Origin of the sequence: Kluyvera sp. 142486, from assembly GCF_046569695.1 — a bacterium.
Taxonomy (GTDB): domain Bacteria; phylum Pseudomonadota; class Gammaproteobacteria; order Enterobacterales; family Enterobacteriaceae; genus Kluyvera.
On record NZ_JBKHUI010000003.1, the window covers coordinates 87978 to 109696 of the forward strand.

General features: G+C 56.5%; 16 protein-coding genes. 9 read left to right on the plus strand and 7 right to left on the minus strand.

Going from position 1 to position 21719, the window contains the following annotated elements; genetic code table 11:
- Positions 1-12 precede the first annotated feature (12 nt).
- The 4 genes from ACLGE8_RS04590 to feoC all read left to right on the plus strand — a co-directional run bounded on the left by ACLGE8_RS04590 (position 13) and on the right by feoC (position 5603).
- Complete coding sequence (locus ACLGE8_RS04590; protein WP_410996796.1) at positions 13-2346, plus strand: Tex family protein; 2334 nt, start codon at positions 13-15, stop codon at positions 2344-2346.
- 437 nt (positions 2347-2783) lie between these two features.
- Entirely contained in the window at positions 2784-3011 is a 228-nt protein-coding gene (feoA, locus tag ACLGE8_RS04595) for a ferrous iron transporter A (protein ID WP_052282977.1), read from the plus strand.
- 28 nt (positions 3012-3039) lie between these two features.
- Entirely contained in the window at positions 3040-5358 is a 2319-nt protein-coding gene (gene feoB / locus ACLGE8_RS04600) for a Fe(2+) transporter permease subunit FeoB (protein ID WP_410996798.1), read from the plus strand.
- 8 nt (positions 5359-5366) lie between these two features.
- Positions 5367-5603 (plus strand): [Fe-S]-dependent transcriptional repressor FeoC, encoded by a 237-nt coding sequence (gene feoC, locus ACLGE8_RS04605; protein ID WP_410996800.1) that lies wholly within the window; start codon positions 5367-5369, stop codon positions 5601-5603.
- A gap of 51 nt (positions 5604-5654) precedes the next feature.
- Here the strand turns inward: feoC and ACLGE8_RS04610 are convergent, their stop codons facing one another.
- On the minus strand, positions 5655-5924 hold the full coding sequence (locus ACLGE8_RS04610; RefSeq protein ID WP_185669002.1) for a YdgH/BhsA/McbA-like domain containing protein: 270 nt from the start codon (positions 5922-5924) through the stop codon (positions 5655-5657).
- A 121-nt stretch (positions 5925-6045) separates the two neighbouring features.
- The gene (gene bioH / locus ACLGE8_RS04615; RefSeq protein WP_410996803.1) at positions 6046-6816 is read right to left on the minus strand and encodes a pimeloyl-ACP methyl ester esterase BioH; all 771 of its coding nucleotides are present in this window, start codon (positions 6814-6816) and stop codon (positions 6046-6048) included.
- Between the two features lie 38 nt (positions 6817-6854).
- Here bioH and gntX point away from each other — a divergent pair, with 38 nt between their 5' ends.
- The 3 genes from gntX to gntT all read left to right on the plus strand — a co-directional run bounded on the left by gntX (position 6855) and on the right by gntT (position 9929).
- Positions 6855-7529, plus strand: a complete 675-nt coding sequence (gene gntX / locus ACLGE8_RS04620; protein WP_410996805.1) for a DNA utilization protein GntX — start codon at positions 6855-6857, stop codon at positions 7527-7529.
- Between the two features lie 58 nt (positions 7530-7587).
- On the plus strand, positions 7588-8163 hold the full coding sequence (nfuA, locus tag ACLGE8_RS04625; protein WP_106925116.1) for a Fe-S biogenesis protein NfuA: 576 nt from the start codon (positions 7588-7590) through the stop codon (positions 8161-8163).
- 449 nt (positions 8164-8612) lie between these two features.
- Positions 8613-9929, plus strand: coding sequence for a gluconate transporter (gntT, locus tag ACLGE8_RS04630; RefSeq protein ID WP_035892130.1), 1317 nt, complete (start codon positions 8613-8615; stop codon positions 9927-9929).
- Between the two features lie 156 nt (positions 9930-10085).
- Here the strand turns inward: gntT and malQ are convergent, their stop codons facing one another.
- Positions 10086-12170 carry a 4-alpha-glucanotransferase gene (malQ, locus tag ACLGE8_RS04635; RefSeq protein ID WP_410996807.1) on the minus strand — a complete coding sequence of 695 codons (2085 nt, stop codon included), beginning with the start codon at positions 12168-12170 and terminating at the stop codon, positions 10086-10088.
- Positions 12171-12179: 9 nt separating this feature from the next.
- The gene (gene malP, locus ACLGE8_RS04640) at positions 12180-14570 is read right to left on the minus strand and encodes a maltodextrin phosphorylase (protein ID WP_410996809.1); all 2391 of its coding nucleotides are present in this window, start codon (positions 14568-14570) and stop codon (positions 12180-12182) included.
- A 622-nt stretch (positions 14571-15192) separates the two neighbouring features.
- Here malP and malT point away from each other — a divergent pair.
- Positions 15193-17898, plus strand: coding sequence for an HTH-type transcriptional regulator MalT (gene malT, locus ACLGE8_RS04645; RefSeq protein WP_368299612.1), 2706 nt, complete (start codon positions 15193-15195; stop codon positions 17896-17898).
- A gap of 221 nt (positions 17899-18119) precedes the next feature.
- The gene (locus ACLGE8_RS04650) at positions 18120-19487 is read left to right on the plus strand and encodes a glycoside-pentoside-hexuronide (GPH):cation symporter (protein ID WP_410996811.1); all 1368 of its coding nucleotides are present in this window, start codon (positions 18120-18122) and stop codon (positions 19485-19487) included.
- A 77-nt stretch (positions 19488-19564) separates the two neighbouring features.
- Here ACLGE8_RS04650 and ACLGE8_RS04655 read toward each other — a convergent pair whose 3' ends face one another.
- The 3 genes from ACLGE8_RS04655 to glpE all read right to left on the minus strand — a co-directional run bounded on the left by ACLGE8_RS04655 (position 19565) and on the right by glpE (position 21628).
- The gene (locus ACLGE8_RS04655) at positions 19565-20323 is read right to left on the minus strand and encodes a DeoR/GlpR family transcriptional regulator (protein WP_333495563.1); all 759 of its coding nucleotides are present in this window, start codon (positions 20321-20323) and stop codon (positions 19565-19567) included.
- Between the two features lie 17 nt (positions 20324-20340).
- Entirely contained in the window at positions 20341-21171 is an 831-nt protein-coding gene (gene glpG, locus ACLGE8_RS04660) for a rhomboid family intramembrane serine protease GlpG (protein WP_410996813.1), read from the minus strand.
- 127 nt (positions 21172-21298) lie between these two features.
- Entirely contained in the window at positions 21299-21628 is a 330-nt protein-coding gene (glpE, locus tag ACLGE8_RS04665) for a thiosulfate sulfurtransferase GlpE (RefSeq protein ID WP_185667338.1), read from the minus strand.
- Positions 21629-21719: the final 91 nt, after the last annotated feature.

The window sequence follows — 21719 nt, forward strand, 5'->3', positions numbered from 1 at the left end:
TGAAACCAAGCCATGATGAATGATTCGCTCTGCCGCATTATTGCGGGTGAACTTCAGGCCAGAGCCGAACAGGTGGAAGCCGCCGTTCGCCTGCTTGATGAAGGGAACACCGTGCCGTTTATTGCACGTTATCGTAAGGAAATCACCGGCGGACTGGATGATACGCAGCTGCGTAATCTGGAAACCCGCCTCGGGTATCTGCGTGAGCTGGAAGACCGCCGTCAGGTCATTCTGAAATCCATCGGTGAGCAAGGTAAGCTGACCGAAGCGCTGGAAAAAGCCATCAACGGCACGCTCAACAAAACCGAGCTGGAAGACCTCTACTTACCGTATAAACAGAAGCGCCGCACCCGCGGGCAGATTGCCATTGAAGCGGGCCTTGAGCCGCTGGCAGACCTGCTGTGGAGCGAGCCGTCTCACGACCCGGAAACCGAAGCGGCCAAATTTATCGATGCCGATAAAGGCGTCGCGGATACCAAAGCGGCCCTCGACGGCGCGCGTTACATCCTGATGGAACGCTTCGCAGAAGACGCAGGCCTGCTGGCTAAAGTGCGTGACTATCTGTGGAAGAACGCCCACCTGGTCGCCAAAGTGGTCAGCGGTAAAGAAGAGGAAGGCGCGAAATTCCGCGACTACTTCGACCATCACGAACCGATTTCAACCACCCCTTCCCACCGCGCGCTGGCCATGTTCCGCGGGCGAAACGAAGGCGTGCTGCAGCTCTCTCTCAACGCCGACCCACAGTTCGACGAGCCGCCGAAAGAGAGCTACTGCGAACAGATTATTATCGATCACCTCGGCCTGCGCCTGAATAACGCCCCGGCGGACAGCTGGCGTAAAGGCGTGGTGAGCTGGACCTGGCGCATCAAGGTGCTGATGCACCTCGAAACCGAGCTGATGGGCACCGTGCGCGAACGCGCGGAAGATGAAGCCATCAACGTCTTCGCTCGTAACCTGCACGACCTGCTGATGGCGGCACCGGCTGGCCTGCGCGCCACCATGGGTCTCGATCCGGGCCTGCGTACCGGCGTAAAAGTGGCGGTGGTTGACGGCACCGGCAAGCTGGTCGCCACCGACACCATTTATCCACATACCGGTCAGGCGGCGAAAGCGGCGGTTGCCGTTGCCGCGCTGTGTGAAAAGCACAACGTTGAACTGGTGGCTATCGGTAACGGGACGGCATCTCGTGAAACCGAGCGCTTCTTCCTCGACGTGCAGCAGCAGTTCCCGAAAGTCACCGCGCAGAAGGTGATCGTCAGCGAAGCGGGCGCTTCCGTCTACTCGGCCTCCGAACTGGCTGCGCTGGAGTTCCCGGACCTCGACGTTTCTCTGCGCGGCGCGGTATCTATCGCCCGTCGTCTACAGGATCCGCTGGCAGAGCTGGTGAAAATCGACCCGAAATCTATCGGGGTTGGCCAGTATCAGCACGACGTCAGTCAGACTCAACTGGCGCGTAAGCTGGATGCGGTGGTGGAAGACTGCGTTAACGCCGTCGGCGTAGACCTGAACACCGCTTCTGTAGCGCTGCTGACCCGCGTGGCGGGCCTGACGCGCATGATGGCGCAGAACATCGTCGCCTGGCGCGATGAGAACGGTCAATTCCAGAACCGCCAGCAGCTGCTGAAGGTGAGCCGTCTGGGGCCAAAAGCGTTTGAGCAGTGCGCGGGCTTCCTGCGTATTAACCACGGTGATAACCCGCTGGATGCTTCAACCGTTCACCCGGAAGCGTATCCGGTGGTCGAACGTATTCTGGCGGCGACGCAGCAAGCGCTGAAGGATTTAATGGGCAACAGTAATGAGCTCAGAAATCTGAAAGCCTCTGAATTCACCGACGATCGTTTTGGTGTGCCAACCGTTACCGACATCATCAAAGAGCTGGAAAAACCGGGCCGCGACCCGCGTCCTGAGTTCAAAACCGCGAAGTTTGCCGACGGTGTGGAAACCATGAACGACCTGCTGCCGGGGATGATCCTCGAAGGCGCCGTCACCAACGTCACCAACTTTGGCGCGTTCGTGGATATTGGCGTGCATCAGGATGGTCTGGTCCATATCTCGTCGCTGGCGGATAAGTTCGTCGAAGACCCACACACCGTGGTGAAAGCGGGCGATATCGTCAAAGTGAAGGTGCTGGAAGTGGATCTGCAACGTAAGCGCATCGCGCTGACCATGCGTCTTGACGAGCAGCCGGGCGAAACCAACGCCCGTCGCGGCGGCGGTAACGATCGCAGCCAGGGCAACAGCCGCCCGGCCGCGAAAGCCGCAAAACCTCGCGGTCGCGAAGCGCAACCGGCAGGCAACAGCGCCATGATGGACGCGCTGGCAGCCGCCATGGGTAAAAAACGCTAATCGTAAAAAGTAGCCCGGCCGAGCTTAGCGACGCCGGGAAGGCTCCAGAGCCTCCCCGGCGTCGGCGTTAAAACGCCCCGCCCGGGCTACCGCTTATTTGGCAGGCCTCAGTCATTATTATCTTCCTATCAGCTTTTAATAATAAGCGTCATCATGTTTTATTTTATTAACCAATGAAACTTTAATTAAACATTAAGCGACGAAAATAATATTTAATTCATTTACGGCTACAATGAGTTGCTTGCGTCATATCAAAAAAAGTGCAAATTCCGCTCGAAATTCCCGCCGATCGCATAATATGTATTGATGATAAAAACCATTCTCATTATCATCATTTTCAGTAGGCTTTATTTCTTTATTCGTTGACGACGCCCCGGTTGCCGCCAGGCAGCGCGCGGTGCTCCCCTCGTTCAGCTAGCGATACACAAGTAGGTTATATGCAATTTACACCTGATACTGCGTGGAAGATTGTCGGTTTTTCCCGCGAAATTAGCCCAGCTTATCGTCAGAAACTGCTGTCCCTGGGCATGCTGCCGGGATCGTCCTTTAATGTGGTTCGCGTAGCGCCACTCGGCGACCCTATTCATATTGAAACCCGTCGCGTTAGCCTGGTATTGCGTAAGAAAGATCTCGCGCTTATTGAATTAGAAGCCGTCGCGCAATAACCCCAGCCCGGTACTAAGAGTCTGAAATATGAAAAAATTAACCATCGGTTTAATTGGTAATCCTAATTCCGGCAAAACAACCTTATTCAACCAGCTCACCGGCGCGCGCCAGCGCGTAGGCAACTGGGCCGGGGTAACGGTAGAGCGCAAAGAAGGCGCGTTCGCCACCACCGACCATCAGGTCACCCTCGTCGACCTGCCGGGTACCTACTCGCTGACCACCATCTCCTCGCAAACCTCGCTGGATGAGCAGATTGCCTGCCACTATATTCTGAGCGGTGATGCCGACCTGCTGATTAACGTGGTCGATGCCTCTAACCTCGAACGTAACCTCTACCTGACGCTGCAGCTGCTCGAACTGGGCATTCCGTGCGTGGTCGCGCTGAACATGCTCGACATTGCCGAGAAACAGCAAATCCGCATCGACGTGGATGCACTCTCGGCACGCCTCGGCTGCCCGGTTGTGCCGTTGGTTTCCACCCGCGCTCGCGGAATTGAAGCGCTGAAAATGGCGATTGACCGCCATCAGGGCAACCAGCCAATTGAGCTGGTGCACTACCCGCAGCCGCTGCTGCGTGAAGCCGATAACCTGGCAAAAGAGATGGCTCAGGAGATCCCTGAACGTCAGCGCCGCTGGCTTGGCATGCAGATGCTCGAAGGCGATATCTATAGCCGCGCCTACGCCGGCGACGCCGCGCACAAGCTGGATGTTTCCCTGGCGCATCTGAGCGAAGAGATGGACGACCCGGCGCTGCATATCGCTGACGCCCGCTATCAGAGCATTGCCGCGATTTGCGACGCCGTCAGTAACACCCTGACCGCCGAGCCAAGCCGCTTTACCGCCGCGCTGGATAAAATCGTCCTCAACCGCGTGCTGGGTTTACCGATTTTCCTGTTCGTCATGTACCTGATGTTCTTGCTGGCTATCAACATCGGCGGCGCGCTGCAGCCGATCTTTGACGGCGGCTCTGTTGCTATCTTTATCCACGGTATTCAGTGGATTGGCTACCAACTACACTTCCCGGACTGGCTGACGGTCTTCCTGGCGCAGGGTATCGGCGGTGGTATCAACACCGTGCTGCCGTTAGTGCCACAAATCGGCATGATGTACCTGTTCCTCTCCTTCCTTGAAGACTCCGGTTACATGGCGCGTGCGGCATTCGTGATGGACCGCCTGATGCAGTCTCTGGGTCTGCCGGGTAAATCCTTTGTGCCGCTGATCGTCGGCTTCGGCTGTAACGTGCCTTCGGTGATGGGCGCACGTACCCTGGATGCCCCGCGTGAACGTCTGATGACCATCATGATGGCGCCGTTTATGTCCTGCGGCGCGCGTCTGGCTATCTTCGCCGTCTTCGCTGCGGCCTTCTTCGGCCAGGGCGGCGCGCTGGTGGTCTTCTCTCTGTACGTGCTGGGTATCGTTATCGCCATCCTGACCGGCCTGATGCTCAAATACACCATCATGCGCGGTGAAGCGTCGCCGTTCGTGATGGAACTGCCGGTGTACCACGTACCGCACATTAAGAGCCTGATTATCCAGACCTGGCAGCGCCTGAAAGGCTTCGTGCTGCGCGCCGGTAAAGTTATCGTTATCGTCAGTATCTTCCTGAGCGCGCTGAACAGCTTCTCGTTCAGCGGCAAAATCGTCGACAACATCAACGATTCGGCGCTGGCCTCCGTCAGCCGTGTCATCACCCCAATCTTCAAACCGATTGGCGTGCACGAAGATAACTGGCAGGCCACCGTGGGTCTGTTTACCGGCGCGATGGCGAAAGAAGTGGTGGTCGGTACGCTGAACACCCTCTATACCGCCGAAAACATTCAGAATGAAGAGTTCAACCCTCAGGAGTTCAGCCTCGGTGAAGAACTGCTAGCAGCGGCTGATGAAACCTGGCAGGGGCTGAAAGACACCTTTAGCCTGAGCGTGCTGGCTAACCCAATCGAAGCCAGCAAAGGCGACGGTGAGATGGAAACCGGGGCGATGGGCGTGATGAGCAGCAAGTTTGGCAGCGCGGCGGCAGCCTACAGCTACCTGATTTTCGTCCTGCTCTACATTCCTTGCATCTCGGTGATGGGGGCGATTGCCCGTGAGTCGAGCCGCGGCTGGATGTCCTTCTCCGTTCTGTGGGGCCTGAACGTCGCCTACTCGCTCTCGACGCTGTACTACCAGGCTGTGAGCTTTAGCCAGCATCCGCGCTACAGCCTGGTGTGCATCCTGGCGGTAATTCTGTTCAACGTGGTGGTTATCGGCCTGCTGCGCCGCGCTCGTAGCCGGGTGGACGTCTCACTGCTGGCGGCGCGTAAAACGCCAACCTCATGCTGCTCTAGCCCAGCTGGCGATTGTCACTAGGAGTCAGCATGGCATCATTGATTGAAGTACGCGATATGCTGGCACTGCAGGGACGCATGGAAGCCTCACAGCTCAGCGCCCAACTGCAGACGCCGCAGGCGATGATCGATGCCATGCTGAGCCGCCTGGAAGCCATGGGGAAAGTCATGAAGATTGACGAAGAACCAGATGGGTGTCTGACCGGTAGCTGCAAAAGCTGCCCGGAAGGAAAAGCCTGCTTACGTCAGTGGTGGGCGCTACGCTAAAACGTATTCCCGGCGTTAACACAACGCCGGGAATAACATGTTCGACCCTACTTACTTATAGACGTCCGCGTTACCGTGAACGTTTTTCTCGTTTTTCTGACCCGCGATAATCACGTAGTACTTGCCGCCCAGCTCATCCGCTTTTTTCGACAGATCGTGCTTCGCGTCCATCGGCGACGTCGTTTTTGACGTGGTAATGTTGCCGATTTTAGTCAGCTTCATCTTCGCAACGTCTTCTTTAGTAATTTCCTTGGCGGCAAATGCGCCAAATGAAAGAGAACCAATAACCAGAGATGCAACAATACCTGTAACAAGTTTCATAGGCCTACACTCCATTCAGTTATTTTTGTAGGTAACGGTGGCTTACTGAAAGAGTCAGCCACTGCAACAAGTTAAGTATTGCTACAAATTTGCCATTTACCACGTCGGGTAAAAAATTATTTTAAAGATGCTTTTTTAGCGCAATCAACGACTCGCAAAACGCCTGTGGATGCGAAATAAATGGCGCATGGGCAGCCTTATCAAACACCAGCGATTCACTCTGCGGCCACTGGGCATCCAGCAGCGGCACAATCTTGCGCGGAACTAATCCATCAAGTCGACCGTAAAGTCGCAGGAACGGCATCGTCAGCGCGGTGAGTGACTGGCGCAGGTCAGCGGTTTTGAGGATCTCCAGCCCACCGTTCAGCACCTCGGAAGAGGGCATTGGCAAGGACAGCACCGTCTGTTTCAACGCGCGCGCATCCTGACGGGCACTTTCGGTGCCCAACGTTTGCAGCGCCAGGAAGCGCTCGACGGTGCGCTGGAAGTCTTCGCTGAGCTGCTGCTGGAACCCGCTTAGCACCTCAGGCTTAATGCCGGGCCACGCGTCATGCGCGCTAAAGCAAGGAGACGATGCGACGGTGACCAACGCCTCGACGCGTTCCGGGTGGCGTAATGCCACTTCGCTTGCCACCAGGCCCCCCAGACTCCATCCAAGCCAGATAGCTTTTACCGGCGCTTTTTCCAGCACGCACTCCGCCATCTCTTCCAGCGAAAGTGCACCAAACCCACCGCTGCGGCCATAGCCCGGCAGGTCGACCAGATGCAGCGTAAAATGCGAGCTTAATTCCGGCGTAATGCAATCCCAGACCTGAGCATTCAGCCCCCAGCCGTGCAGCAGCACAAGATGACAATCTCCTTCGCCCGTGGTTTGCCACCAGATGTCGTTCATCAGCTATTGTTCTCATTTTATTGGTTCAAGGAGGGATTATGCTAACAGCCCACGGCTCGTGCTGGCTATGCAAAATGCCGCTAGCGCTGCCCGCGTGGGGCATCTGCTCGCGCTGTACTCGCGCGGTGGAAAGTGGGATTTGTCGCTGCCCGCAGTGCGGTTTGCCTTCAGGGCTCGCCAACGCGCCGTGCGGGCGCTGCCTGCAAAAGCCGCCGCCCTGGCAGCGTCTGGTGACCGTGAACGACTATCAACCGCCGCTCAGCACGTTGATCCACCACTTCAAGTTCAGCGGCCAGCCGGAGCTAGCCCCCGCGCTGGCGCGTCTGCTGCTGTTAGCCGTGCGACGCAGCAGTGCGTGGCCGATGCCGCAGCAGCTTATCAGCGTCCCATTGTGGCAGCGCCGTCACTGGCGGCGCGGATATAATCAGAGCGAGCTGCTGTGTCGGGTGCTGACGAAATGGCTGCCCTGTGAATTTACCCCACGAACGATCGTCCGCGTACGCCCTACCGCCACCCAGCACCAGTTGAGCGCCAGGCTGCGCAAGCAGAACCTGAAAAATGCGTTCCAGCTTGAATTACCGGTGCAGGGTCGCCATATGGTTATTGTGGATGATGTGGTCACCACGGGCAGCACCGTTGCTGAGATTTCCCGGCTTCTTTTGCGAAATGGCGCGGCGAGCGTTCAGGTATGGTGTCTGTGTCGCACCTTGTAGACCCCCAGCGATGGGCGTATTATAACCAACTAAAGTAGTCAACTATTAGGTCAAAGCTATGATCCGTATTTCCGATACTGCGCAAGCGCACTTTGCCAAACTTCTGCAAAATCAGGAAGAAGGGACACAAATCCGTGTATTTGTGATTAACCCTGGTACGCCTAACGCAGAATGCGGCGTTTCTTATTGCCCGCCGGATGCGGTGGAAGCAAGTGATACTGCACTGAAATTTGAACAGCTCACCGCCTATGTCGACGAACTGAGCGCTCCGTATCTGGAAGATGCGGAAATCGATTTCGTCACCGATCAGCTGGGTTCTCAACTGACCCTGAAAGCGCCAAACGCGAAAATGCGTAAAGTGTCTGATGATGCCCCGCTGATGGAGCGCGTTGAATACATGCTGCAGTCGCAGGTTAACCCACAGCTGGCCGGCCACGGCGGACGTGTGTCGCTGATGGAAATCACCGACGACGGCTATGCCATTCTGCAGTTTGGCGGCGGCTGTAACGGTTGCTCGATGATCGACGTCACTCTGAAAGATGGGATCGAAAAGCAGCTGCTGGCTGAATTCCCTGACCTCAAAGGCGTGCGCGATCTGACCGAGCACCAGCGCGGCGAGCACTCTTACTACTAAGTTAGCTTCGTGCTTGTCCCGGCGGCGCTTCGCTTGGCCGGGCTACAAACAAGCGCGACTCTCACCGGTAGCCCGGGCGAGGCGTTTACGCCGACCCCGGGGTGGCTCTGGAGTCTTTCCCGGCGGCGCTTCGCTTGGCCGGGCTACCATGTTACCGCGCAACATCCCTCGCACATTCCCGCTTGAAACACGGCAATAACCCTACCAATAATTTGACTACCGTCGCAGATTTCACATTTCCATGCCTGGGGTTATTCTCAACCTCTACATGTTACCCGTATCATCGCAACACACACCACCGCGTTAAATAAATAGCCAGCTATCCTTTGTCTGAGTCATAAACATACGGTGGTGTTAAGAAGTCAGTACCTATTCCCTCTGTAGGGGCAATTGGACGTTGTCGCAGCAACAGTGACGTTACCCATAACAAATTAAAGGCTGGATAAATTATGCCATTAATCATCGTAGCTATCGGGGTTATCCTCTTATTACTGCTGATGATCCGTTTCAAAATGAACGGGTTTATCGCTCTGGTTCTGGTGGCACTCGCCGTCGGATTAATGCAGGGCATGCCCCTGGACAAAGTTATCGTCTCCATTAAAAACGGCGTTGGCGGCACCCTCGGCAGCCTGGCGCTGATTATGGGCTTCGGCGCTATGCTCGGTAAGATGCTGGCGGACTGCGGCGGCGCGCAGCGTATTGCCACCACGCTTATCGACAAGTTTGGTCGCAAGCACATTCAGTGGGCCGTCGTACTGACCGGCTTCACCGTCGGCTTCGCGCTGTTCTATGAAGTGGGCTTCGTGCTGCTGCTGCCGCTGGTGTTCACCATCGCGGCAAACGCCCGTATTCCACTGCTGTACGTCGGTGTGCCAATGGCGGCGGCGCTCTCCGTGACCCACGGCTTCCTGCCGCCGCACCCGGGCCCAACCGCTATCGCCACTATCTTCCACGCAGACATGGGTAAAACCCTGCTGTACGGTACGCTGCTGGCTATCCCGACCGTTATTCTGGCGGGCCCGGTTTATGCGCGCTGCCTGAAAAGCATCGACAAGCCCATCCCGGAAGGTCTGCACAACCCGAAAACCTTCACCGATGCAGAGATGCCATCCTTCGGCGTGAGCGTCTGGACCTCTCTGGTGCCGGTCATCCTGATGGCGCTGCGCGCTATCGCGGAAATGGTGCTGCCAAAAGGCCACGCCCTGCTGCCTGCCGCTGAGTTCTTCGGCGACCCGGTAATGGCGACCCTGATTGCAGTGCTGATTGCTATCTTCACCTTCGGTCTGAACCGTGGCCGCTCTATGGATGACATCAACGATACGCTGATCTCCTCCATTAAAATTATTGCCATGATGCTGCTGATCATCGGCGGCGGCGGTGCCTTCAAGCAGGTACTGGTCGACTCCGGCGTTGATAAGTACATCGCGTCTATCATGCACGAATCCAACGTTTCTCCGCTGTTTATGGCCTGGTCTATCGCTGCCGTACTGCGTATTGCGCTGGGTTCCGCGACCGTTGCAGCTATTACCGCAGGCGGTATCGCCGCACCGCTGATTGCCACCACCGGCGTCAGCCCTGAGCTGATGGTTATTGCGGTCGGTTCCGGCTCCGTTATCTTCTCCCACGTGAACGATCCAGGCTTCTGGCTGTTCAAGGAGTACTTCAACCTGACTATCGGCGAGACCATCAAGTCCTGGTCGATGCTGGAAACCATTATCTCGGTTTGCGGTCTGGTGGGTTGTTTGCTGCTGGGGATGGTGGTGTAACACCACGAACTCTCAATACAAAAATGCCGGGCTTGCCCCGGCATTTTTATTGGTAGGCCTGATAAGCATATCGCCATCAGGCAATGACGGCGCACATCGCCGGATGGCGGCGTTGCCTTATCCGGCCTACAAATTGTTGCTCGGCCGGATTACAGGTTACTTCTTCTTACTCGCCGCTTTTCGGCGCTTATCCAAATCTTTAATCAACTTGTTCACACCGTCGTCGGCAAACATCGCTTCCAGCGACGTGGAGAGCTTGCGCCGCCAGTTCGGGTACTCGGAGCTGGTGCCTGGGATGTTGACCGGGCTGGACATCTGCAACCAGTCTTCCGGCTGGAGTCCCAGCAGGGCGCTGTTGCTGTCCGCAATATAGCGCTGCATCCCGCGACTCAGCGTTGCCGTCATCGCCATCAGTGAAGCCTTACGCCCTGTGCGCTTCGGCAGCGTGCCGTGCTTATGCAGCGCGTCCAGCAGCCCCTGTTTCGAACGCGCGCGATCCTGATACAGCCCACGCAGCACATCCGCATCGGGATAAAGCCCTAAGGTGCTACCGAGCGCCAGGTCATCCCCCTCCCAGTAACCGCGCAACGTCGGCAGGTCGTGGGTGGTCGCCACAGCCATCGACTGCTCCGGATAGGCTTTCGGCGCGCGGAAGTTCTTCTCGCTGTCGTTTTCGAAATAGAGCACCTTGTACGAGTAAACCCCGCTCTTACGCAGCTTACCGACAATCTCCACCGGCACGGTGCCGAGGTCTTCACCAATCACCATACAGCGATGACGTTTACTCTCCAGCGCCAGAATCGACAGCAGCGCATCGACCGGATACTGCACGTAAGCGCCGTGATCGGCGGTTTCACCGTATGGGATCCACCACAGACGCAGCACCGACATCACGTGGTCGATACGCAGCGCGCCGCAGTGCTTCATATTAGCGCGCAGCAGTTCAATAAACGGCTCATAGGCACGCGCGGCGATGATATGCGGGTCCATCGGCGGCAGGCCCCAGTTCTGTCCCAGCGGGCCGAGGATATCCGGCGGCGCGCCTACGGAAGCTTTCAGGCAGTACAGTTCGCGGTCGCACCAGGTTTCCGCGCCGCCTTCGGCCACGCCCACCGCCAGGTCACGATAGAGTCCAATCGGCATCGCATCGCGCTGGCTGGTCTCCCAGCACTCGGCAAACTGGGTATAGGCTAGCCACTGTAGCCACAGATAGAAATCGATGTCGTCGGCGTGCTTTTTACAAAACGACTGCACGTCCGGACTTTCAATCGTCTGATACGCCTTCGGCCAGGCTGGCCAGCCCCAGCGCAGTTTATCTTCTTTAACCTGATGGGCGTGCAGCGCGTCAAACGCCGCCTGCCAGTAAAGGCTCTCCCCTTCTTTATCGACAAAGTAGCGGAAGGTGGTCATCTGCTCATCGTTACGCAGGGCAAAGCGTTTCCATGCCATGCGCAGCGCCGTCATTTTCAGCTCGGTCACCGCGGTGTAGTCCACCTGCTCGACATCGCGGGCGGCTTGCAGCTTCTTCTGGGTTGCTGGCAGTTTCCACCACGCCTGCGCTTCGTCGCTCAGCACAAAGTCTTCCACCGCGTTCACGTCGATATAGATAACGTTCATCCAGCGGCGTGAGGACGGGCTGTATGGGCTGGCGCTTTCCGGGTTCGCCGGATAGAGCGCATGAATCGGGTTGAGGCCGATAAACGACCCGCCGCGCTTCGCCACTTCCGGCAGCATCGACTTCAGGTCGCCGAAGTCGCCGATACCCCAGTTTTTTTCCGAACGCAGGGTATAGAGCTGCACGCAGGCGCCCCACAGCTTCTTCGCCTCTTTCAGCGGCTGCGGCTCATAGCAGCGCTCGGGCGCGATAATCGCCCGGCAGTGCCAGCGCTCGTCGCCCTGAGTCAGGGTTAGCGAGTGATACCCTTCCGGCAGCCGGGTTGGCAGGCTGAGCGTTTTACCGCCCGTCGCCTGGCCGTGATACTGCTTGCCCTCTTCAGTGGTGAGGAGCCAGCTAAATTCACCCTTCCCCTCCACCGCCAGCGTCATTTTCTTGCCAAACGTCCAGATCATGACGTTTGGCACCGGCGTGGCCGCCACATCCGTGGCGGCGGTATGATGCATCGCGTCAAGCAAACGCCGTTTGGTGTCGGCAACAATAGACTGCGGCTTGCCGTGGGCATTGATGTAGTTTGGGCTGATACCCGCCGCCAGCGCGGCATTATCGAGGCGTTTGCTCTCCATGGCCTGTCCTTAGCGTTTTGCCTGCCAGATACGTTTCTGATAATCGCGGATAGAACGGTCGGAGCTGAACATGCCGCAGCGAGCGGTGTTCAGGATCGCCGCACGGGTCCACGCTTCCTGGTCGCGATAGAGCACATCGACCTGCTTCTGCGCCTCGACATAAGCGGCAAAGTCCGCCATCACCAGGTACGGGTCACCGCCCTGCTTGCCCATGCTGTGCAGCATCTGGTCGAAGGCGTGCTTGTCACCGTTGCTGTATTTGCCGCTTTCCAGCTCTTTGAGCACCGCGTCCAGCAGCTTGTCGGCTTTACGCCATTTCAGCGGATCGTAGCCTTTGGCCTTGAGTTCTTTCACCTGCTCGACGGTATGGCCGAAGATAAAGATGTTTTCGGAACCGACCTGCTCGGCGATTTCGACGTTCGCACCGTCCAGCGTACCGACGGTCAGCGCGCCGTTGAGCGCCAGCTTCATGTTGCCGGTGCCGGAGGCTTCTTTACCTGCGGTGGAGATCTGCTCAGAGACATCCGCCGCCGGGATCAGCATCTCTGCCGCCGACACGCAGTAATCCGGCAGGAAGACCACTTTCAGCTTGTCGCCCACTTTCGGGTCGTTGTTGACAGCTTCGGCCACTTTGTTGATAGCAAAGATGATGTTCTTCGCCAGATAGTAGCCCGGTGCCGCCTTCGCCCCGAACAGGAATACGCGCGGGACGCGGTCAGCTTCCGGGTTTTCACGGATTTCTTTGTACAGCGCCAGAATGTGCAGCAGGTTCAGGTGCTGGCGTTTGTACTCGTGCAGACGTTTGATTTGGATATCAAAAATCGCGTGGCTGGAAATCTCAATGCCGGTACGCGCTTTGACAAACTTCACCAGCCGCTCTTTGTTCGCCAGTTTGATGTCGCGGTACTGCTTGCGGAATTTCGCGTCGTCCGCATATTTTTCCAGGTTGATCAGCTGATCGAGATCGTTGGCCCACTCTTTCTTCAGCGACTTATCCAGCAGCGCGGCAAGCGCTGGGTTGCACTGTTTGATCCAGCGACGTGGGGTAATGCCGTTGGTGACGTTATGGAAACGGGTCGGCCACAGCTGGTGATATTCCGGGAACAGATCTTTCACCACCAGGTCAGAGTGCAGCGCCGCGACGCCGTTGACCGCAAAACCACTCACCACGCACATGTTCGCCATGCGTACCTGCTTGTTGTGCACCACGGCAAGCTTCGCCCAGACGGCTTCATCGCCTGGCCAGGTGGTATCAACCAGCTTCTTAAAGCGGTCGTTAATCTCTTTGATAATCTGCATATGACGCGGCAGCAGCGCTTTCACCAGCTTCTCATCCCAGCACTCCAGCGCTTCTGGCATCAGAGTGTGGTTGGTATAGGCGAAGGTTTTGCTGGTAATCGCCCACGCGTCGTCCCAGCTCATCTGGTGCTCATCAATAAGCACGCGCAGCAGCTCAGGAATGGCGATGGTCGGGTGCGTATCGTTAAGTTGGATAACTTCATAGTCAGCCAGCTCATGCAGCTTGCGGCCCGCCAGATGGTGACGGCGCAGAATATCGGCCACGGAGCAGGCGCACTGGAAGTACTGCTGCATCAGGCGCAGCTTTTTACCCGCCGTGTGGTTGTCGTTCGGGTAGAGAACTTTAGTCAGTTTTTCGGCGTCGATACCCTGCTGCTCAGCGCGCAGGAAATCGCCGTCGTTGAATTTGGTCAGGTTAAACGGATGCGCGTGCCTGGCCTGCCACAGACGCAGCGGCTGTGCCACGCCGTTACGGTAGCCCAGCACCGGCAGATCCCAGGCTTCACCGGTAATGGTAAACGCCGGCTGCCACTCCCCTTTAACCACTTTACCGCCGATGCCCACCTGCACATCCAGCGCCGCGTTGTGGCGGAACCACGGGTAGCTGCCGCGCTGCCAGTCGTCCGGCGCTTCCATCTGATGGCCGTCGTCAAAGGACTGACGGAACAGACCGTACTGATAATTCAGACCGTAGCCGGTCGCCGACTGACCAACGGTCGCCATCGAGTCAAGGAAGCAGGCTGCCAGACGGCCCAAACCACCGTTACCGAGTGCCGGGTCAGTCTCTTCTTCCAGCAGGTCAGTCAGGTTGATGTTGTAGGCTTTCAGCGCGTCGCTCACCCCTTCGTACCAGCCGAGGTTGAGCAGGTTGTTGCCGGTCAGACGACCAATCAGGAACTCCATCGATATGTAGTTCACATGACGCTGATCCTTAGCCGGTTTCGCTACCGGCTGTGCAGAGAGCTGTTCTGCCAGCGCGCCGCTCACAGCCTGCCACCATTGGTGAGACGTCATTTCGGTAGCGGCCTGCAAGCCAAATCGCTGCCACTGACGCGTCAGGGCAGCCTGGAATGAATCGTGATTGAAGGTAGGCTGTGACATAGCGAATTCGAATCCTTTTACATAGACATTGGCGTTAGTGTGCCTGGCTGAATGAGGGACTTCCTCATCCCGTCCTGGATTAGACAGGGAGGAGTCGCAGGGATGAGCGAAAAGTGTGATCGCCGCCACTATAACGTTAGCCGCTGGCGGCAAATTCGCTCGATTTTCATCCAGCCCAGACCGTCCTTGTTCAGAAGGCCAGCGTCGAGGATTTCGCCAGAGATATCTTCGCGCCAGGTCATAAAATGAAATAGCGTTTCGCAGTAAATATGCAAATAAGGATATGGTTTCATCGCGAAAATAAGCAACAAATTAATACGCATTGTTTCTACGGAAATTTACGTTTGCTGAAACATCTTTAGACGTGGGTTATTTGAGTTCTTGCTCAAATATTATTTCGTACGTAACTACAAGGAGTTATGTAACCCAGCGTTTACGCGCTCTGGGCCGCATTCTACGAGGATGGTATTAAATAGAAAGAAGTGTGACATATAGCAAATTCACAGACATCAAAACAGGACATAACTTGCAATACATAGTCATTTGACCGACCTTTGTATGGATTAATTACGAAGCGCAAAAAAAATCTCGTTTTCCAATCCTCACAGTGAAGTGATTAGCTATGTTGATTCCGTCAAAACTCAGTCGACCCGTCCGTCTCGATCACACCGTGGTGCGCGACAGACTGTTGGCGAAACTTTCAGGCGCGAACAATTATCGTCTGGCGCTGATTACCAGTCCGGCTGGCTATGGAAAGACAACGCTTATTTCACAATGGGCAGCAGGGATGAGCGACCTCGGCTGGTACTCTCTCGATGAAGGCGATAACCAGCAGGAGCGTTTTGCCAGTTACCTCATTGCCGCTATCCAGCAGGCAACGGGAGGCCACTGCGAGGCCAGCGAAAATATGGTGCAAAAGCGCCAGTACGCTAGCCTGAGTTCGCTATTCTCTCAGCTGTTTATTGAATTAAGCGAATGGCAACGCCCGCTATACCTGGTCATTGATGACTACCACTTGATAACGAACCCTGTCATCCACGATGCGATGCGCTTTTTCCTGCGCCATCAGCCAGAGAATCTGACGCTGGTGGTGCTGTCGCGCAATCTGCCGCAGCTGGGCATTGCCAACCTGCGCGTGCGTGACCAACTGCTGGAAATTGGCAGCCAACAGCTGTCGTTTACCCATGCGGAAACCAAACAGTTCTTCGACTGCCGCTTAGCCGCGCCGATTGAGGCCGCGGAAAGCAGCCGTCTGTGCGATGACGTTGCCGGTTGGGCCACCGCCCTTCAGCTGATTGCGCTCTCCGCGCGTCAGCGTAACAACGCTACGCAGCACTCCGCGCGTCGCCTGGCGGGCATTAACGCCAGCCACTTGTCCGACTATCTGGTTGATGAAGTGCTGGATAACGTTGACCCGGACACCCGTAACTTCCTGCTGAAAAGCTCGCTGCTGCGTTCGATGAACGACTCACTGATTGCCCGCGTGACCGGCGAAGAAAACGGCCAAATGCGTCTGGAAGAGATCGAGCGCCAGGGGCTGTTCGTGCAGCGTATGGATAATTCCGGCGAATGGTTTAACTACCACCCGCTATTCTGTAGTTTCCTGCGTCAGCGCTGCCAGTGGGAACTGGCGGCTGAACTACCGGACATTCACCGCGCCGCGGCGGAAAGCTGGATGGCGCAAGGCTTCCCAAGTGAAGCTATCCATCACGCGCTGGCGGCGGGCGACCCGAAAATGCTGCGCGATATTCTGCTCAACCATGCCTGGGGCCTGTTCCACCATAGCGAGCTTGCCCTGCTGGAAGAGTCGCTCTCTGCCTTGCCGTGGGAAAGTTTGCTGGAGAACCCGCGTCTGGTGCTGCTGCAGGCCTGGCTGATGCAAAGCCAGCACCGCTACAGCGAAGTCAACACCCTGCTGGCCCGCGCCGAGCAGGAGATGACCTTCGAAATGGATACCTCCCTGCATGGCGATTTCAACGCCCTGCGCGCCCAGGTGGCGATTAACGACGGCGATCAGGACGAAGCCGAACGTCTCTCAACGGTAGCGCTTGAAGAGCTGCCGCTGGCGAACTTCTACAGCCGCATCGTTGCCACCTCGGTGCACGGTGAGGTGCTGCACTGCAAAGGTCTGTTGAGTCAGTCAATTGCCGTGATGCAGCAAACCGAACAGATGGCGCGTCGCCACGATATCTGGCACTACGCGCTGTGGAGTCTGATCCAGCAAAGTGAAATCCTGTTCGCACAGGGCTTCCTGCAGGCCGCCTGGGAGTGCCAGGAGAAAGGCTTCCAGCTGATCCACGAACAGCATCTTGAACAGCTACCGATGCACGAATTCCTGCTGCGCATCCGCGCGCAGCTGCTGTGGGCATGGGCGCGCCTCGATGAGGCCGAAACCGCCGCCCGCACCGGCATTGAAGTGCTGAGCGGCTTCCAGCCGCAGCAACAGCTCCAGTGCCTGACGCTGCAGGTGCAGTGCTCGCTGGCGCGCGGCAATCTGGATAATGCCCGCAACTACCTGAACCGTCTGGAAAACCTGCTCGGCAACGGCACATACCACAGCGATTGGGTCTCCAACGCCGATAAAGTACGGGTCATTTACTGGCAGATGGTCGGCGACAAAAAAGCGGCGGCTAACTGGCTGCGCCATACGCCGAAGCCAGAGTTTGCCAATAACCACTTCCTGCAGGGCCAGTGGCGTAACATTGCCCGCGCGCAGATCCTGCTCGGCGAGTTCGACTCTGCCGAAATGGTGCTGGAAGAGTTAAACGAAAACGCTCGCGGGCTGCGCCTGATGAGCGATCTCAACCGCAACCTGCTGCTGCTGAACCAGCTCCACTGGCAGGCGGGGAATAAGAATGAAGCCCAGCGCGTACTGCTGGAAGCGCTGCAACTTGCCAACCGCACCGGTTTTATCAGCCACTTCGTGATTGAGGGCGAAGCGATGGCGCAGCAGTTGCGCCAGCTGATTCAGCTAAATACGCTGCCAGAGCTCGATCAGCACCGCGCCCAGCGCATTCTGCGCGAGATTAACCAGCACCATCGTCACAAGTTTGCCCACTTCGACGAAAGCTTTGTTGAGCGCCTGCTCAACCATCCGGAAGTACCGGAGCTTATCCGCACCAGCCCGCTCACCCAGCGTGAATGGCAGGTGCTGGGGCTTATCTATTCGGGCTACAGCAACGAGCAGATTGCCGGTGAGCTTGACGTGGCCGCCACGACCATCAAAACGCATATCCGCAACCTCTATCAGAAGCTCGGCGTGGCGCATCGTCAGGATGCGGTACAGCATGCCCAGAAACTGCTGAAGATGATGGGGTACGGCGTGTAATTTATGCCTGATGGCGCTGCGCTTATCAGGCCTACATACGCTGTAGGCCTGATAAGTCATAGCCGCCATCCGGCATTGCCAACGCCAAATAGCAAAGAGATAGCTGCGTCACATTAGAGAATTAACATAAGCCTAAAGTGAAAAATTAGAATACTCAGGCTCAGAGCCACCTTTTATAAATGATGTCGTATGTTGGCACGTAATAATAAAAAGGTGACCCTATGTCGGCATTAACCGAAAAAATCAGTAATAAAGAGAAGTTCGGATTTGGCCTTGGCGATGCCGCCAGCCATATCGTCTTTGATTCCTCCGTTGCCATTCTTGCTTATTTCTATACGAACATCTATGGATTACCCCCAGCGATAATGGGGACGTTATTTTTAGTCGTCAGGGTATTGGATGCCATTACCGACCCTATTATGGGGGCGATTGCGGACCAGACCAAAAGCCGCTGGGGCCGCTTCCGTCCCTGGCTTTTGATTATTTGCGTTCCATTTGCCGTCAGCTGCGTATTGGTATATTCCACGCCGAACTTTGAACAAACCGGGAAAATTGTCTACGCCGTTGTCGCGTATATATTTATGACATTAATGTATACCGCGATTAATATTCCTTACTGCTCGCTGGGCGCGGCCATTACCGCCGACCCTCGGGAAAACCTGTCGCTGCAGTCCTGGCGCTTTGCCGTGGCACCGATTGGCGGTGCAATGGGTACCGCGCTGATTCTCCCGCTGGCAGATCTGATTGCACCGGGCGATAGAGCCTCCGGTATGCAGTGGGCGATGGGGATTTTCGGCGCTATCGGCTGCATCATGTTCCTGATCTGCTTTATGACCACCCGCGAACGTATTACGCCGGTGAAAGAGGAGAACCTGAACATTTTGCGCGACGTGCGTATTTTGATGAAAAACGATCAGTGGCGCGTGCTGTCGGTATATAACCTGGCGATGCTCTGCGGCGTGGTGGTTCGCGGCGGGCTACTGGTCTATTTCGTACAATATATTCTGCATCAGGGCAGCAGCGTTATTTCCATCTTTATGCTGGCAACCACCATTGCTGCCGTTGTGGGTAGCCTGATGGCGAAATATATCGGCTCCTGGATGTGTAAAATCCGCGCCTCGGTGTGGATAAACGTACTCAGCGCCTTATTCGGTTTACTGTTCCTGATTCTGCCAACCGAATATTGGATGCCGGCGTTTATCGTCCACGTTGTCCTTAATATTCTTCAGGGCATTAACGCCCCGCTGCAGTGGTCAATGATTACCGATGCCAACAACTATGGCGAATGGAAAACCCAGCGCCGTATCACCGGTATGAACGTGGCGGCGAATATCTTTATTATCAAACTGGGCGTCGCCATCGGCGGTGCGCTCACCGGCTGGGGTCTGGCGTTCTATGGCTATCAGGCGGGAGTTGAACAGCAGTCAGCAGAAGCGGTCCGCGGGGTATTAATCCTGTTTACGGTACTGCCGGCTATCTTCTATCTGATTACCGCTATTTCCATCCGCTACTACCGCCTGACGGAGGATCGCATGAACCATATCGTCACCGATCTAAGCCAGGGCAAATTCCAGCAGCAGATGTCATAACCTGTAGCCCGGACGAGGCGCGCGAGCGCCAACTCCGGGGAAACCCGGCGTCACTTCATTCGGCCGGGCTACCTGATTTAGCAAAGCTCAAGCTGCACATCGTTTTCCGCAATCACCTGCATCACACCCGGCGGCGGCAGAACATCGGTAAAGACCGCATCCACCAGGCTAATACTGCCCATATTCACCATCGCGTTACGGCCAAACTTCGAATGGTCGACGACCAGAATCACGTGGCGGGAGTTGTCGATAATCGCGCGCTTGGTACGCACTTCATGATAATCAAACTCCAGCAGTGAACCATCGCTGTCGATGCCGCTGATCCCGAGGATGCCGAAATCAAGGCGGAACTGGGAGATAAAGTCGAGCGTCGCTTCGCCAATGATGCCGCCATCCCGGCTGCGCAGTTCGCCGCCTGCCAGGATAATGCGGAAGTCCTCTTTCGCCATCAACGTGTTCGCCACGTTCAGGTTGTTGGTGACGATTCGCAGATCGCTATGGTTGAGCAGCGCATGGGCCACCGCTTCCGGGGTGGTACCGATATCGATAAACAGCGCCGAGCCGTTTGGGATCTGGCTTGCCACCTTCTGGGCGATTCGCTCTTTTTCTTCCGCTTGGGTGGCCTTACGGTCGTGCCATGAGGTGTTCACCGAGCTGGACGGCAGCGCCGCCCCACCGTGGTGACGCAGAATTTTTTTCTGCTCCGCAAGGTCATTCAAATCGCGACGAATGGTCTGAGGGCTAACGGAAAAATGCTCCACTAACTCTTCCGTACTCACGTAGCCCTGAAGTTTGACCAGCTCGATTATCGCGTCATGACGTTGTGTTTGTTTCATGATGAATCCCTGGAAAATTATGCTCGATTGCGCACATTTTGCGTGTCGACAAAGGCCATTGCCAGACCAATCACCAGCCCGGTGACATGCGCGCCGTTCGCAATTGACATCCCAAAAACGTTAAACCACCCGGCCACCAGCCAGATGAGTGAAAAGAGAATCAGCCCGCGCGGCAGGAAGATGCCGCTCTGCGGGTCGCGCTCGCCGCGCAGCCACGCGTAGCCCATTAAGGCATACACCACGCCGGACAGTCCGCCGAACCACGGGCCGCTGAACTGATGCTGAATAAAGCCGCTCAGCAGCGCGCTTATCACGGTAATCACCACCAGCTTGCCGCTGCCAATGCGCTTTTCTACCGCGCCGCCGAGATACCACCACCATAGCAGGTTGAAGAGGATATGGACGAATGAGAAATGCATTAACGCATGGGTAAAGTAGCGCCAGAGCTCAAATTTCAGCGAATCATCGTACGGCCAGGCAAGCCAGAGCATCACCGGCTGGTCGCCAATCACGCTCATCAGGATAAAGACCAGAATACAGGCCGCCATGATGGCCATCGTCACCGGCCCTGCGCCCGCTTTCAGCGTGGCCAGGAACGGGAAACGACGGTAGTGCAGGCCGCTGTTAGTCTGGCCGGACTGCCAGCTAGCCGCCAGATAACGGGGGTCGGCCGGGTTTGCCAGGAAGCGTTCCAGTTCGTCGCGCACGCGCGTCTCCTGGGACTCATCGGAAAGCCAGACATCGCTACGCGTATGCTGCTGGATAGTCAGAATAACGCCCTGCGTTGCCATATAGTCAACAAAAGCCTGGGCTACGCGCGGGTTAGTAAAAGAGGTGATCATCAACATCAGCAGGTCGCTTCTATTCCACACAAAAGGGGACAGTATATACCCAAACCCTTACGGATGCGTTGCAGCGGCGCGTAAAGGCCGCCTGACGAGAGGCGGCATCTGGAAGGGAAAAACCAACGCGGTCTTAGAAACCGGCGTGTACCACTTCAGCCGGGAAGTGACGATGCCAGGCGTCAAAGCCGCCGTCGACGCTGTACACCTGGTCGTAGCCCTGCTGTAGCAGGTACTGGGCCGCACCTTTGCTGCTGTTGCCGTGATAGCACATCACCAGCACCGGAGTTTCAAAATCGTTATCGCGCATAAACGCGCCCAGCGTGTCGTTGGTCAGATGAAAGGCGCCAGGGGTGTGGCCCATGGCAAAGCTTTGTGGGTCGCGAATATCCACCAGCACGGCAGCGCTCTGCTGCAGCTTCTGGTGCGCCTGTTCTACGTTAATACATTCAAACTGATCCATGGTGCTCTCTTATCGTTATGGCAGGTGTCTTGCTGACGACATTTTACCGCCAAGTGTACGTCTTCACGGTACGTAAACGCCAATATGTTAT

Bases quoted from the DNA above. Each gene is read 5' to 3' on its own strand.
- ACLGE8_RS04590 (WP_410996796.1), top strand. From the start codon at position 13: ATGATGAATGATTCGCTCTGCCGCATTATTGCGGGTGAACTTCAGGCC.
- feoA (WP_052282977.1), top strand. From the start codon at position 2,784: ATGCAATTTACACCTGATACTGCGTGGAAGATTGTCGGTTTTTCCCGC.
- feoB (WP_410996798.1), top strand. From the start codon at position 3,040: ATGAAAAAATTAACCATCGGTTTAATTGGTAATCCTAATTCCGGCAAA.
- feoC (WP_410996800.1), top strand. From the start codon at position 5,367: ATGGCATCATTGATTGAAGTACGCGATATGCTGGCACTGCAGGGACGC.
- ACLGE8_RS04610 (WP_185669002.1), bottom strand. From the start codon at position 5,924: ATGAAACTTGTTACAGGTATTGTTGCATCTCTGGTTATTGGTTCTCTT.
- bioH (WP_410996803.1), bottom strand. From the start codon at position 6,816: ATGAACGACATCTGGTGGCAAACCACGGGCGAAGGAGATTGTCATCTT.
- gntX (WP_410996805.1), top strand. From the start codon at position 6,855: ATGCTAACAGCCCACGGCTCGTGCTGGCTATGCAAAATGCCGCTAGCG.
- nfuA (WP_106925116.1), top strand. From the start codon at position 7,588: ATGATCCGTATTTCCGATACTGCGCAAGCGCACTTTGCCAAACTTCTG.
- gntT (WP_035892130.1), top strand. From the start codon at position 8,613: ATGCCATTAATCATCGTAGCTATCGGGGTTATCCTCTTATTACTGCTG.
- malQ (WP_410996807.1), bottom strand. From the start codon at position 12,170: ATGGAGAGCAAACGCCTCGATAATGCCGCGCTGGCGGCGGGTATCAGC.
- malP (WP_410996809.1), bottom strand. From the start codon at position 14,570: ATGTCACAGCCTACCTTCAATCACGATTCATTCCAGGCTGCCCTGACG.
- malT (WP_368299612.1), top strand. From the start codon at position 15,193: ATGTTGATTCCGTCAAAACTCAGTCGACCCGTCCGTCTCGATCACACC.
- ACLGE8_RS04650 (WP_410996811.1), top strand. From the start codon at position 18,120: ATGTCGGCATTAACCGAAAAAATCAGTAATAAAGAGAAGTTCGGATTT.
- ACLGE8_RS04655 (WP_333495563.1), bottom strand. From the start codon at position 20,323: ATGAAACAAACACAACGTCATGACGCGATAATCGAGCTGGTCAAACTT.
- glpG (WP_410996813.1), bottom strand. From the start codon at position 21,171: ATGTTGATGATCACCTCTTTTACTAACCCGCGCGTAGCCCAGGCTTTT.
- glpE (WP_185667338.1), bottom strand. From the start codon at position 21,628: ATGGATCAGTTTGAATGTATTAACGTAGAACAGGCGCACCAGAAGCTG.